This window comes from Gordonia sp. SID5947 (assembly GCF_009862785.1).
GTDB lineage: Bacteria > Actinomycetota > Actinomycetes > Mycobacteriales > Mycobacteriaceae > Gordonia.
This window is the reverse complement of sequence record NZ_WWHU01000001.1, coordinates 2,737,504-2,751,877: the sequence shown is the minus strand read 5'-3', so window position 1 is coordinate 2,751,877 and position 14,374 is coordinate 2,737,504. Positions and strand designations below refer to the sequence as shown.

General features: G+C 68.5%; 7 protein-coding genes and 1 pseudogene. 6 read left to right on the top strand and 2 right to left on the bottom strand.

Features of this window, described 5'->3' with window-relative positions; translation table 11 throughout:
• The first annotated feature begins 14 nt into the window (after positions 1-14).
• A complete protein-coding gene (locus GTV32_RS24045) occupies positions 15-422 on the top strand; it encodes a hypothetical protein (RefSeq protein WP_343287310.1) in 408 nt (135 codons plus the stop codon).
• A 424-nt stretch (positions 423-846) separates the two neighbouring features.
• On the opposite strand, the gene GTV32_RS12740 is transcribed toward GTV32_RS24045, so the two are convergent.
• Positions 847-2,400 carry a condensation domain-containing protein gene (locus GTV32_RS12740; RefSeq protein WP_161060634.1) on the bottom strand — a complete coding sequence of 518 codons (1,554 nt, stop codon included), beginning with the start codon at positions 2,398-2,400 and terminating at the stop codon, positions 847-849.
• Between the two features lie 168 nt (positions 2,401-2,568).
• Here GTV32_RS12740 and GTV32_RS12735 point away from each other — a divergent pair, with 168 nt between their 5' ends.
• Together GTV32_RS12735 and GTV32_RS12730 are read left to right on the top strand one after the other, a co-directional pair.
• On the top strand, positions 2,569-3,504 hold the full coding sequence (locus GTV32_RS12735) for a methionyl-tRNA formyltransferase (RefSeq protein WP_161060633.1): 936 nt from the start codon (positions 2,569-2,571) through the stop codon (positions 3,502-3,504).
• Positions 3,492-6,040: pseudogene (locus tag GTV32_RS12730) on the top strand (ABC transporter permease). Before GTV32_RS12735 ends, GTV32_RS12730 begins: the two are co-directional and overlap by 13 nt.
• Positions 6,041-6,305: 265 nt before the next feature.
• Here the strand turns inward: GTV32_RS12730 and GTV32_RS12725 are convergent.
• The gene (locus GTV32_RS12725; protein WP_161060632.1) at positions 6,306-7,973 is read right to left on the bottom strand and encodes an AMP-binding protein; all 1,668 of its coding nucleotides are present in this window, start codon (positions 7,971-7,973) and stop codon (positions 6,306-6,308) included.
• Positions 7,974-8,142: 169 nt separating this feature from the next.
• Here GTV32_RS12725 and GTV32_RS12720 point away from each other — a divergent pair, with 169 nt between their 5' ends.
• The 3 genes from GTV32_RS12720 to GTV32_RS12710 are packed head-to-tail and all read left to right on the top strand — an operon-like array spanning position 8,143 to position 14,353.
• A complete protein-coding gene (locus GTV32_RS12720; RefSeq protein ID WP_161060631.1) occupies positions 8,143-9,501 on the top strand; it encodes a salicylate synthase in 1,359 nt (452 codons plus the stop codon).
• Complete coding sequence (locus GTV32_RS12715) at positions 9,498-13,043, top strand: non-ribosomal peptide synthetase (protein WP_161060630.1); 3,546 nt, start codon at positions 9,498-9,500, stop codon at positions 13,041-13,043. Before GTV32_RS12720 ends, GTV32_RS12715 begins: the two co-directional genes overlap by 4 nt.
• Positions 13,040-14,353, top strand: coding sequence for a SidA/IucD/PvdA family monooxygenase (locus GTV32_RS12710; protein WP_161060629.1), 1,314 nt, complete (start codon positions 13,040-13,042; stop codon positions 14,351-14,353). The genes GTV32_RS12715 and GTV32_RS12710 overlap by 4 nt, the downstream gene beginning before the upstream one ends.
• Positions 14,354-14,374 lie beyond the last annotated feature (21 nt).

The window sequence follows — 14,374 nt, the reverse complement described above, 5'->3', positions numbered from 1 at the left end:
GCGAATCGAGGACCATGAGCGCGAAATCGTGGACCGGGCCACCGATGGTGATCGGCGCGTCCGCGGTCAGCGTGGCAACCGTGGCGATGTCGGTGGCCTCCGTGGGGCCGTACCCGTTTCGCATCTCGCGTCCGGGCGCCCACCGGCGGACCAGGTCGGCGTTGACGGCTTCACCGCCGACGCCGAGCATCCGCAGACCGGTGAGGCGCTCGGGTGTGAGGGTGGAGAGGACGGTGGGCGTCAGCAGCGCGTGGGTGACCCCGGCGTGCGTGATGACGTCGGCGAGTTCGTCGGGTGTCAGCCCGGGCGCGGCGACGACGAGGGTCGCCGACGCCGACAGCGCCGAGATCTGTTCGCCCACAGCCATGTCGAAGCTCGGTGAGGTGTTGTGCAGGAACCGGGTGCCGGTGGTGACCCGATAGTTGTGGCGTCGTTCGGCGGCGAGCGCCGAGAGGCCGCGATTGGTCACCACCACGCCTTTCGGCGTACCGGTCGACCCGGAGGTGTAGATCATGTAAGCGGCGTCGTCGAGATGCGCGGCCTGCGTTGTCGCGCCGAAGGTCTCGCGCCCACCGAGGCCGCGGCCCGTCGTCGCGAGGTCGTCGAGATCGTCGAGGACCAGCCAGTCGACGTCGTCGGGCAGGCGATCGCGGAGGGCTCGGGTGGTGATGCCGAGCGTCGCGCCGCTGTCGGTGAGGATGTGCCGAATCCGCTCGGACGGGTAGTCGGGGTCGACCGGAACGAATCCCGCCCCGCAGCGGGCGACCGCCCAGACGGACCGGACCGAGTCCAGGGATCGTTCGATCGCGATCGCGACGAACGCCCCGGGCCGTGCGCCGCGTCCGATCAGGTGGTCTCCCAGCACCGACGCCCAGCGCCCTGCCTCCCGGTAGGTGACCGCGGCGTGCTCGCCGTCACGACCGTGGTGGCTGAACGCGATGGCGTCCGGTGCGCGGCCGATGGCCTCGTCGATGATTCCCCGAGGGTCCGCGCGGGTGGGGCGAGGGGACCGCGAGCCGGCACCAGGGCGTCGTGTTCGGCGTCGGTCACAGTGTCGATCGAGAGCACCCGGCGTTCCGGGTCCCCGTCGGCGAAGGCCTCCAGCACGCGGATCATCCGTTCGTGGTGGCGGCCGAGCGTATCGGGGTCGTAGAGGTGATGGTTCGCCAGGATGTCGACGCGGGTGCCGTCGGCAGCCGGGTAGAGATTGACCATCATGTCGGCGACCGGACCGGATGTCAGGACATTGAAGTGCCCTGCGACAGAGCCCAACTCGAGGTCGGTCGGGAAGTTCATCACGTTGATCGTCGGGCCGTACAGCCCGCCGAGTTCGGCGCCGTTTGTGGCCAGGGACGGATCGGCCGCGACGAGATCGGCACGCAGATCCTCGCTCCGGTAGCGCTGATGGCGCAGAGCGCCGGTCAGTTCCAGGCCGGTGGCCTTGACCAGTTCGCCGACGGTGGTGGTGGCGCCCACCTGCATCCGGATCGGCACCACGTTCGACACCATGCCCGCGGCCTTGCGCAGCACGGCGTTGGTGCGTCCGGTCACCGGCAGGCTGAGCACCACGTCGGAGGTGTCGGTGGCGATGGCGAAGTAGGCGGCGACGGCGGCGATGGTGACGGCGGCGTCGATGCTGCCGTACCGCTCGGCCGCGTCGGTGAGACGGCCCGACAGGACAGCCGAGATCAGGCCGCCACCACGCAGCGGCGTGATGTCGGGAGGTCCGGCCGCGCCGGCCGGTGACAGCGGTGCGGGTAGATCGCGTGCCTTTGCCATCCAGTGCTCGCGATCGGTCTGGAAACGCTTCGAGTCCCGGTACTGCGCATCGGCCGCCACCAGGTCCGCGAGCCGCGAGGCGGCATAGCTGTCGTCGGCCGGGGCGGTTCCCGCCAGCTCGGCGGTGTAGAGCTCGGCCGCGCGATTCATGAACCGGATCGCACCGTATCCGTCGACGACGACGTGGTGGATGCACGAGTACCAGTAGTGATGCCGGTCGCCGAGGCGGATGACCGCGCCGCGGATGAGTCGGTCGGAGAGCAGGTCGAACCCCGCGGTGTAGTCGGCGACCATCCAGTCGTGCGCGGCCGCGGCCGGGTCGTCGCGATCACTGACGTCGACGATCGGGAAGTCGTCGTCGCCGGACCGGTCGACCACCTGGTGGGGGACGCCGTCGACCTCACCGATGCGTACCAGGCACTCGACCTCCGTCAGGCCGCGTCGGCAGACGCGATCGAGGAGATCGATGTCGAGGTCGCCCTGGAGTTCGACGTACGTCGCGATGACGATCGGGGTGTCCGGGATCAGTTGCTGGGCGAACCACAGTCCACGCTGTGCGGCGGTGAGAGGTAGTCGGGGAGCCGCGGCACCGACCTGATCGTCGATCGTTCCTGGGTTCAACGGAGATTCCTCGCGGCGATGTCGAGGCTCGTTGTCACCGAGCCGTGGGATGAGGTTACGCTTACCTCACTTATTTGAATTGAACATCCGCACGCTGTCAAAACCCGGAGGTGTCCCGAACGGGCGCCGTCCCGTCGGTTGCGGTGTGCCACAGGGAGGATGAACTGGATGCGGATCGTGACCTTCGGCTATCAGACCTGGGGCCATCGCACGCTCGAGGCACTCATCGATTCGCCGCACGAGGTGGTGCTGTCGGTGACGCACCCGCCCAGCGAACATGCATACGAGACCATCTGGTCGGATTCGGTCGAAGACCTCGCCCGTGCGCACGACATACCGGTTCACCTGGCACAACGCCCGGATGACGAGCTGATCGAGCGCGTCAAGCATCTCGAGCCCGACATCATCGTCGCCAACAACTGGCGTACCTGGTTGCCGCGCGAACTGTTCGATCTGCCACCGCACGGGACGCTGAACCTGCACGACTCGCTGCTGCCCAAGTTCACCGGTTTCTCGCCGGTGATCTGGGCGCTGATCAGCGGTGAGACCGAGGTCGGCCTCACCGCACACCGGATGGACGACGGTCTCGACACCGGCGACGTCGTGCTGCAGCGGTCGGTTCCGATCACCCCGACGTCCACCGCGACCGAACTGGTCCAGGCGACGATCGACCTGATCCCGGGTGTGCTCGGCGACGCGCTCGAGCAGATCGAGAGCGGCACGGCCGTCTGGACGCCGCAACGCCTCGAGGACCGGACCTTCTTCCACAAGCGATCCGAGATCGACTCGGCGATCAACTGGAACTGGCCTGCCGAGCAGATCGATCGCTTGGTACGAGCGCAGTCCGATCCATACCCCAACGCGTACACCCATTTTCGCGGCCGGCGCCTGAGGATCACCAAGGCGTCGGTGTCCCGGTGCGTCTACGGCGGTACGCCGGGACGGGTGTTCATCCACGAAGGCGACGGAATGGTGATCGTCTCCGGCGCCGACGCGCACCTGGGACGTAACCGTGGCCTCGTCATCGAACGTCTGCGGACCGATGACGGTGTCGAGCACGCCGCCAAGGAATTCTTCCCGCACGGAGGCGGATACCTCGGGTGAACCCACGCTCCCGGCCCGTCCGGGCGGGGCTGTCCCGCATCCGTGTCCTGAACCTGCGCGAGATCCGGACACATCGCTTGCGGGTCGTCACGGCGCTCACGGTCGTGGCCGTCGCCTCCGCCCTGCTCGTGGCGGTCCTCGGTGCCTACGGATCGATGACGGAATCGGTCCGCCAGGTCAATGCGGCCATCAGCGGCGCCGCCCAGGTGGAGGTCGCGTCGACAGCCGATACCGGCATCGACCAATCGCTGGCCGGCGAGATCCGTGCGAACGTCCCGGATGCGAAGTCGGTGGTCCCGATGATCCGCGACTCGGTCGTCGTCGGCGATCGCACGATTGCGTTGCTGGGATCGGATTTTCGCGTCACCGCTCTGTCCGGTGAACTGCGTGGAGCCGTCGCCGGTCAGTCGGCGGGTCTGAACCAGCAGGACCTCCAGGACGGGATCATCGTCGGCGCCGCGACCGGTCTGCGCGAGGGGCAGACGCTGAGCGTCAACGGAATCGACGTCCGCGTGCTCTCGGTTGTCGATGGCCCACAGTCCGCCGTCCTCAACGGGGGCGACTTCGCGTTCGCGTATCTCGGACTCGCTCAACGTCTTCTCTCCCGCGGCGACACCATCGACTCGATCCTGATCGCCGCCGAACCGGGAGCGGACCTGCTCGCAGTGCGCTCGCAGGTCGGACGGGTCGTCGGCGGTCGTGCCGCGGTCCTCGATCCGGACTTCCGCGTCGAGGCGGCCGAAGCCGCCGGCTCCGTCACGCGCGACGCGACGTTGCTGGTGTCCCTGATCTCGCTTGTCATAGCCGGGTTCCTGGTCTTCAACACCATGAACATGGCCGTCGCCTCACGCAGGCAGTCGCTCGCGATGATGCGTGCGCTCGGCGCCCGGCGCGGACATCTCGTCGGCGACCTGCTCGGTGAGTCCGCACTGCTGGGTCTGGTCGGCGGTCTCGTGGGTCTGCCGATCGGGGTGCTGGCCGGGCGTTGGGCGATCGGCCGGATCCCGTCGACCTCGTCGGATCCGATGGCCGGCGTGATCAGTTATCACCTGCCGCTGTACGCACCGATGGTCGCGGTGATCGCATGCGTCGTGGCCTGTGTCGCGGCCACCGGGCTGGCCGCGCGATCGGCCTTCGCGGTGGCCCCGATCGAGGCGATGAGCGCAGGCGACGTCGCCGACGGCACCGAGGGCCGTCGCGGATTCAGATGGCTCGCGGGCACTGCCGGCGTCGGCTTGCTGATCGGCTCGTGGTTGATCGCGACCACCGTGCACGATCGGGTTGCGGTGGTGGCGGGTCTGGTTTTCGCGGTGGGGGCGCTGCTGCTGTGCTTCGCCGCGGCGACGCCGCTGGTGCGTGCCGTCGTGGCGCTGGCGAGGCGACTCGGCGGCCCCGGACAACTGGCGGCGGTGAACACCGACCGGGCCCCACGCCGGGTCTGGGCGACGTCGATGACGGTGGCGGTCGCGGTCACGGTGGGCCTCGGCACGTCCGGAGCCCTCGACAACATGGTCTCGTCGATCGCGAGTTCACTGGACGGGCTCAGTGATCCGGACTTCTACGTGGCCTCGTCGGAACCGGGGGCGGTACCGAAGGGGCCGGTGCTGCCGTCCGCCATCGCCTCCGAGGCCGCCACGGTCCCCGGTGTGCGGGAGGTGGTCGGTGCGCAATGGGCGAGCGTCGCCGTGGGAGATGCCCGGATCCTTCTGCAGGGACTGGAACCGAACTCGTTGGCGCCCTTCATGCGCAAGGCGAATCCGACGGCGGTCCACCAGGTACTGGCCGGGACGGCATCCTGATGTCGAACGCGTTGGCGCGCACCATGGGTGTGCGCATCGGCGACACCCTGACATTGGCCACGCCCGTCGGGTATCGCGGGCTGGTCGTCCGGGACACCGTGGACTATCTCGCGATCGGCTCGGGTGCGGCGGCGATGTCGAACTCCCTGATGTCGACCTGGTTCGACGATCGGGGAGACACCTATCTGCAGGTGATGACCGAGACCGGCGCCGACACCGATCAGGTCAGGGCCGGTCTCGAGAAGATCGCCGCGGCACATCCGTCGGTGGGGGACAAGCCCGTCGACGTCTACTCGGGTGCGGAGGCGCTGGCAGCGACGGAGGCGTCGGTACGGCAGGCGGGGGCGTTCACGATGGCCATCCAGTGGATCGTCGCGGTGGCCGCCGCGGTGGCACTGCTCAACACCCTGTTGCTCTCGGTGCTCGAACGGCGCCGAGAGCTCGGTGTGTTGCGGGCGATGGGCGCGTCGCGGCGGTTCGTGTCGCGGATGGTGATGGCCGAGGCGGCCGCGACGGCTGTCGTCGGATCCGTCCTCGGCCTGGTCATGGGCACCGCGCTGCACCTGTTGTCCGACAAGATCCTCGCCGCCACCACGTCCGTCGAGATCCAGTTCTCGCCCACCCCTTCGACATTGGTGTTCGTTGCCGCAGCATGCACGCTCTGCGTGGTCGGTGCCGCCGTGCCCGCCAGGCGTGCCTCGCGGATGAACATCAGCGAGTCGATTCTCGCCGAGTGACGATGTACTGGCTCGCTGAGCGTTCCGCGGGACGCCGGATCTGCCGGTGTCGACCGATGGATTGTGAGGTAGCCGGTTCGTCCAACCAGGGGGTTCTGTGACGTCGGTTACCGATCTGAGGTCGTCGAAGAGTCTGTCGTCCACTGTTTTTGACGACTCGCAGCCAGAGTCCTCCAGCCGTGTGGCAGCGGAATGCCCAGCAGGCCGCACACCTCGAGCTCGCAGCCGCCTGACGTTCCGCGGAACGCACGGCACGCGGCTCACCTCAGCTCGACACCGACTCGCGTAACGTCGCCTTGTCGATCTTGCCGACTGCGGTGAGTGGCAGGGACGGCACCACCCGCAGCGCGTCCGGGAGTTTGAACGCCGCCATCCCGCGGTCGGTCAGGAACGAGCGGACGGCGTGCAGCTCCAGCGGCTCGCCACGCGGGTGATCATGGGACAGCACGACGACGGCGCAGATCTTCTCGCCCAGCGACTCGTCGGGGAGGCCGATGACAGCGGCCTGTCGAATCGATTTGTGCGCCAAGAGGTTTTCCTCGACATCATCGGCCGCCACGTTCTCGCCGGCGCGAACGACGGTGTCCTTGATCCGACCGGTCACCGCGAGATGCCCGGAGGGCAGCCGCCGCACCTTGTCGCCCGACCGGTAGTAGCCGTCAGAGGTGAACGACCTCAGGTTGTGTTCGTCGGCGCGGTAATAGCCCCGGATCGTGTACGGGCCGCGGACCAGCAGCTCGCCCTCGGCCCCGTCGGGGACATCCCGGCCGTCCCCGTCGACGACGCGGATCTCGTCGTGTTCCGACATCGGTGCGCCCTGGGTGGTGTGCACGAGGTCCCGAGGGTCGTCGAGACGCGTGTAGCAGATGAGCCCCTCGGCCATGCCGAACACCTGTTGGACCACCTCGCCGAGTGCGCCGTCGAGGGCCACCGCATCGGGGGCGGCGAGTTTCGCGCCGCCGACTTGCAGCAACCGCAGCGAACTGATGTCGGCGGGCTCCCATTCGGTTGCCGCGCACCATACCTGGGCCAACGCCGGCACCAGAGCGGTCACGGTCACCCGGTGTTTCTCGATGAGGTCGAAAGTGTTGTCAGGACTGGGGTTGTCGGTGAAGACGACATGTCCGCCGACCGTCACCATCCCGAGTATCCCGGGGCAGCAGAGCGGGAAGTTGTGGGCGCCGGGCAGCGCCACGAGGTACGTGTCGTCGGCGTGGAGGCCCGCGATCTCCGCCGAACGCCGCGCGTTGTAGGCGTAGTCGTTGTGTGTGCGCGCGATCAGCTTGGGAAGTCCGGTGGTGCCGCCCGAGATGAGGAACAGGGCAGGCGCGTCCGCGTCGATGTCGTCCTCGTGGGGGAGCGGCACGCGGGCAGGGTCGGCATCGGGCAGGGCGGAGAACGGGCCCGGATCACCATCGACGAACACCATGCGCACCGACGGCACCGTGTCGACCACCGCGACCGCGAGCTCGCGGTGGTCGAACCCGCGGCGATCGTCTTCGGTGATGTAGGCGACGGCCCCGGACCCGGCCGCGAGATGCACGATCTCCGCGCTGCGATGTGCGGGCAGGGTCAGGACCGGGACGGCGCCGGCCCGGAGCAGACCGAAGAGGACGATCGCGAACTCAGCGGAGTTGTGCTGCTGGACGATCACACGATCGCCGGGGCGTAGTCCGACCGCCGCGAAGCCTGCCGCGCGGCGGCGCGCGGCCACCTCCATCTCGCGGTAGGTCAAGGTGCGCGGGCTGTCGATCGTTGCGTCGGTGACCGCGGGCGCATCGGGACGTTCCGACGCTGCGCGTTCGAGCAGGTGCCAGAGCGGTCGCTCGGGGAAGATCCCCGACTCACGGTAGCGGCGTTGCGCGGCTACGGGGTGCGGCACGAAGCCTTCGGCGAGGTCGGAGGCGCTGGTCGTGGGCGTCGTGTTCGGCATGCTGGGGCCCTTCCGGCACGTGTGGGTATGCCTTGGCTCGAGAGATCGATCATGTGCAGTGAAGCACAGTGAATTAGGTTACCCTTATCCGCCGTCGAGGCCGGAAGTCGATAGTTTAGGCTGTCCTAAGAGAATCCGTCCTGGATTTCGACTCACGAAGGAAGTCCGCATGTCGTTGACTGTCGATTCGCACGCCGCCGATGCGCCTCGCCGCCCCCGGCTGACCGCGGAGGCCGCCGCCCAGATCTGCTCGGCATGGGCGGCATCCGGGGAGTTCGGCGAACACGTCGTGTACGAGAGCGGTCGGCGGTGGACGTTCGCCGCCGGAGTGGCCGCGCGGATCGTGGTCACCACCACCGAGGTGATCGTGACCGAAGGCGATCAGGAGACGCGCATGCGATGGGAGGGTGACCCGTCGGTCGTCCTGGCCGAAGCTCTGCATTCACTCACGGACACCGACTGGCGCGTGTACGGCTGGGTCGGCTTCGACTACTGCGCTCCGATACACGATCTCGCCGATCGCGTGCCCGACGACGTGGTCCTCGCGCACCTGATGGTGCCGGAGTTCGAGGCGTTCGTCGACGGGTCGGGGATCGACACCGGCACGGCAGACGCCGGGCGGGCAGCGCGGCTGCGCGAACTCGCGGCGACCGCGACCCCGCCACCGGCGGCGACGCACGTCGACGTCGGCACGGACCACGATGACTATCGCGGCCGCGTCGCCCAGGCCATCGACGAGATCACCAGGGGCGACTACCAGAAGGTGATCATGTCCCGTCGCGTCGACGTCCCGTTCGACGCCGACATCCCGGCGACCTACGCGCGCGGCCGGGCCGCCAACAATCCGGCACGGTCGTACCTGCTCGACCTCGGTTCGTTGTCCGCCGCGGGCTTCAGCCCCGAACTGGTGGTGGCGACCGAGTCCGACGGCACGGTGATCACGGAGCCGCTCGCGGGTACGCGGGCCTTCGGGCGGTCGGCGGAACTCGACGCCGCGGCGCGCACCGAACTGCTCGCCGACGCGAAGGAGATCGCCGAGCACGCGGTGTCGGTCCAGGCCTGCTTCGAGGAGATCGCATCGGTCTCGTTGCCCGGCACCACCGTGGTGAGCGAATTCATGGTGGTGCGTGAACGCGGCAGTGTCCAGCATCTCGCGTCCACCATTCGTGGTGAGTTGTCGCCCGAGGCCGGGCCGTGGCGTGCGCTGGCGGTTCTGTTCCCGTCCATCACCGCGTCCGGCATCCCGAAATCCGCTGCACTGGAGGCGATCTATCGGCTGGAGCCCGATCGTCGGGAGCTCTATTCCGGTGCTGTTGTGGTGGCGTCGTCGGCGGGCGATCTCGAGGCGACACTGACGCTGCGAAGCATCTTCGCCGTCGGTGGCCGGGCATGGCTGCGGGCCGGTGCCGGTGTCGTCGCCCAATCGAACCCGGACCGCGAGTTCGAGGAGACCTGCGAGAAGCTCGGCAGCGTGGCCCCCTTCGTGGTCCGCAGCCGGCGAGTGTCAGAGGGGAGTGACAGGTCATGAGCAACCACCATCACGAGGTCACGAGTGCGATCGCCGAGGCACTCGACATCGCGCCGGAGGACGTCCGGCCCGACACCGACCTCATCGAGCTCGGGCTGGATTCGATCAGGATGATGAAGATCGCAGGGCGGTGGCGTAAGCGCGGTCATCGCCTGAACTTCGCCCAGCTGGCGGCCGAACCGACGGTCGACTCGTGGGCGGCGATGCTGGCGGCGACCGCCCCGGACGCCGACGTCCGGGGCGTCGACGAGCACGCTCCAGGTCCGGCGGCCGGGCCGGGGACATCGGCAGAAGACGTTGCCGCACAGTCGGAACCGTTCGCTCTGGCGCCGATGCAGCACGCGTACTGGATCGGGCGCACCGAGGTGGCAGATCTCGGCGGAGTGGCCGCGCACCTCTATGTCGAGTTCGACGGCGTGGGGCTGGACATCGATCGGCTGCGTTCGGCCGTGCACGCCCTGGTGGCCCTCCACCCGATGCTGCGGGCGGAGTTCCGGCCGGACGGGACCCAGCGGGTTCTCCCGTCGTTGTCGCGGGACCCGCTGCAGATGCAGGATCTCCGATCCCTCGACACCGCCGCGGTCGACGCCGCGCTGGCGGACACCCGCCGTACGAAGAGTCATCAGATGCTCGACGTCGCGGCCGGACAGGTGGTCGACCTGACCCTCACGCTCCTGCCGGAAGGCCGGCACCGTGTGCATCTCGACATCGACATGCTGGCCGCTGATGCCATGAGTTACCGTGTGCTGCTCGCCGATCTGGTCACCCTCTATGACGGCGGTGCTCCGGCGGCACCCGCTTACACCTATCGTGACTACCTGCAGCATCGGGCAGCACATCCCGATCCCGCCCGGGCTCGCGACCAGGCCTGGTGGGCCGAGCGGATCGGCGATCTGCCCTCTGGACCCACACTTCCCACGCGGAGTGACGGGTTCGGTGATCGCACAGATCCCCACCGGGTGGTCCGGCATCACCATTGGGTCGACCCCGAGGCGAAGCAGACGCTGCTCGCCGCGGCGCACGAGCGTGGTGTGACGCCGGCGATCGCCTTGGCCGCGGTGTTCGCCGCCACGATCGGTGCGTGGTCCAGCGACGACCGTTTCCTGTTGAATGTTCCACTGTTCCACCGGGAACCGGTGCACCCCGATATCGATCGGGTGTCCGGTGACTTCAGCTCGTCGATACTGATCGACGTCGACGTGCAGCACGCCCAGTCCGTCCTCGATCTCACGCGCGCGATGCAGAAGACCATGCACGCCAACGGCTCACACGCGAGTTACGGTGCGCTCGAGGTGCTTCGGGACCTCGGTCGGGAGCGGGGCGAACAGGTGATCGCCCCGGTCGTCTACACGAGCGCGCTCGGTCTCGGTGAGCTGTTCGCGGATGCCGTCCTCGAACGGCTGGGAGAGCCGTCCTGGATCGTCTCGCAGGGCCCACAGGTGACGCTCGACGCGCAGGTGACCGAACTGCGTGGCGGGCTGTTGCTGAACTGGGATGTGCGTGAATCGGCGTTTCCGCCCGGTGTGGTGGAGGCGATGTTCGCCCAATACACCGCCGCCATCGATCGTCTCGGTGACGGAGATGCGGGCTGGCTGGCCACCTCGGCCCCGCAGTTGCCCGCCGAGCAGCGGGCCACCCGCGCGCGTGTCAACGCCACGGCAGGCGAGACGAGCGGGCGTGTCCTGCACGAGGAGTTCTTCTCGCGCGCGACGCATGAACCGGACCGGACCGCCCTCGTCTGGCGCGACGGGTCGCTCACCTACGGAGACCTCGCACGCGAGGCGTTCGCGGTGGCCGGAGCGCTGCGCCGCGCCGGGGTGCTGACCGGCGACGCGGTGGCCGTGCAACTCCCCAAGGGGCCCGACCAGGTGATCGCCACACTCGGTGTCTTCGCCGCCGGGGCCGTGTGGGTCCCCATCGGCCACGACCAACCGGCATCCCGCCGGGCGACGATCGTCGAGACCGGTGAGATCGGCGCTCTCATCGCAAGCGGTACGGCCCTCGACGATGTGCCGCACGGCGTGCGCACCATCGATCTCGATCGGGCGCGCCGCGACGGCACACCGTTCTCCGAGGCGGTCCTGCCGGATCCGGAGTCGGTGGCCTACATCTTGTTCACCTCGGGTTCCACCGGTACGCCGAAGGGCGTCGAGGTGCCGCACCGGGCCGCCATGAACACCATCGACGACATCAACGACCGGTTCGCGGTCGGACCCGACGACCGGTCCCTCACCATCGCGGCGCTCGAGTTCGACATCTCGGTGTATGACATCTTCGGGCTCTTCAGTGCCGGGGGAGCGGTGGTCGCCGTCGATGCCGAGTCCGCCAAGGACCCGGGCGCGTGGCTCGCACTCCTCCGAACCCATCGGGCGTCGATCCTCACCTGCGTTCCCAGCGCACTGGACATGTTGCTGACCGTTGCGGAGACAGATCCCGACGGACTCGGGGATTCGGTGCGCGCGACGCTTCTGGGCGGAGACTGGGTGGGTGCCGACCTCCCGCGGCGGCTGCACGCGCTGGCTCCCGCGGCACGATTCGCCGGACTCGGCGGCGCTACCGAGATCGCGATCCACGGCACCGTCTGTGAGGTGACCGACCCGCCCGCGCACTGGACATCGGTCCCCTTCGGCACGCCGTTGCGCAACGTGGAGTGCCGCGTCGTCGATTCGTCGGATCGCGACTGTCCGGACTGGGTGACGGGCGAACTGTGGGTCGGGGGCGCGGGCGTGGCTCGTGGGTACCGCAACGATCCGGAGCGCACTGCCGATCGGTTCGTCGAGCGTGAGGGACAGCGGTGGTACCGCACCGGCGACCTCGCCCGGTACTGGCCGGACGGCACGATCGAGTTCCTCGGACGTGCCGACCATCAGGTGAAGGTCCGGGGCTTCCGGGTGGAACTCGGTGAGGTCGAGGGGGCGCTCCGTTCGGCCACGGGTGTCCGGCAGGCCGTCGCGACGGTGATCGGCGGCTCGGCCGGTCCACGTCACCTCGTCGCGGTGGCCGTCGTCGACGACGCTGCGACAACACCGTCGACGATAGCGGCGGAACTGCGAGACCTGCTGCCCACGTACATGATCCCGTCGCGGATAGAGATCGTCGATGCCCTGCCGCTCACCGGCAACGGCAAACTGGACCGCAAGGCGATCGACGCAACGCTCGCGGGTGGCGACTCCGTCTCCGAGAGAGTTCCCCCCTCGACCGATCTGGAGCTGGCGTTGGCCGGCATCGTGGCCGAGGTGCTGGGGGTCGATGCGGACCGCGTCGGCGTGACCGACGACTTCTTCGCGATCGGCGGTGATTCGGTGCTGGCCACCACGGCGGTCGCCCGGGTGCGCGAATGGCTTGACGCGCCCCACGTCGGGGTCGTCGACATCTTCGCGGCGCGTTCGGTGCGAGACCTCGCCCGTCGCATCGACGAGGCCGACGAGCGGCCGGGGCGGCTCGAGCAGGTCGCCGCCCTGTACCTCGAGGTGCTCGAAATGGACGACGAGGCGATCGATCGGGCGACTCTCGACGACGAGTTGACGGGCAGCAACCGATGAGCGGCCGGCATCCGGAGACGATGATCATCGTGGGCGCGGGCCCCAAAGCGCTTGCGGTCGCGGCCAAGGCGAAGGTGATGCGTGATCTCGGACTGCCCGCCCCCGTGGTGCGGGTGGTGGAGGCGCATGCGGTCGGTGCGAACTGGCAGTCCATCGGCGGATGGACCGACGGACGTCACCGGCTCGGCACCAGCCCGGAGAAGGACATCGGCTTCCCTTATCGGTCGGCCGTCGCCGGTCGCGGAGACGGCTCGCTCAATGCCGAGATCAGCAGGCGGATGCTGGATTACAGCTGGATGTCGTTCCTGGTGGAGCACCAGACCTATGCCGAATGGGTGGACCGCGGACGGCCGAACCCGCACCACAACGTGTGGGCTCGGTATCTGCAGTGGGTCGCCAACCGTGTGGAACTCGATGTCACCATCGGTACCGTGCGGTCGATCTCGGCCGACGAGGACCAGTGGAGTCTCGACGTGGTCGGTGCCGACGGCCGGACGACCGAGATGGTCGGAGACGGTCTGATGCTGACCGGCCCGGGATCGAGTGACAGCGCGATGATCGATGACGAGCGCGTGCTCTCGGTCTCGTCATTCTGGGATCTGGTGTCGCGCAGAGGTTTGCCGGTCGCCTCACGTGCTGCGGTGATCGGTGGCGGTGAGACGGCAGGCTCCGCGCTGGACGAGCTCGTCCGCCACGAGGTGATGACAGTCTCGGTGATCTCGCCGGGCGCGACGATCTACACTCGCGGCGAGAGCTATTTCGAGAACGCGATGTTCAGCGATCCCACCGGGTGGTCGAACCTTTCGCCGGAGGAACGGCGCGACGTGATCCGGCGTACCGACCGAGGGGTCTTCTCGGTGACCGTTCAAGAGAATCTTCTCGGGGACAACAGAGTTCACCACCTACAGGGCCGCGTGGTGTCCGCGCGGCGAACCGACGACCTGATCGCGGTGACGCTGCACAACCCCGGCAGGCCGGCGCAGACCCACACCTTCGATCTGGTGGTGGACGCGACCGGCGGTCAGCCGCTCTGGTTCCTCGACCTCTTCACCGAGGATGCCGCCGACCTCCTGGAGCTGACCCTGGGATGGCCCCCGACCCTCGAGCGCATCGAGTCGTCGATCGGGCACGACCTGGCGGTGACCGGTTTGTCGCCCACGCTGTATCTCCCGAACCTCGCCGGGTTCGCGCAAGGACCGGGATTCCCGAATCTCAGCTGTCTCGGCGAGGTGTCGAACCGGATCCTGCGCATCGCCACCCGGCAGCGGCGTCGCGGCGCCCGTGACCATCGTGTCGACGAGGCCCACTGATGGGTGATCGGCAGGTCCGCG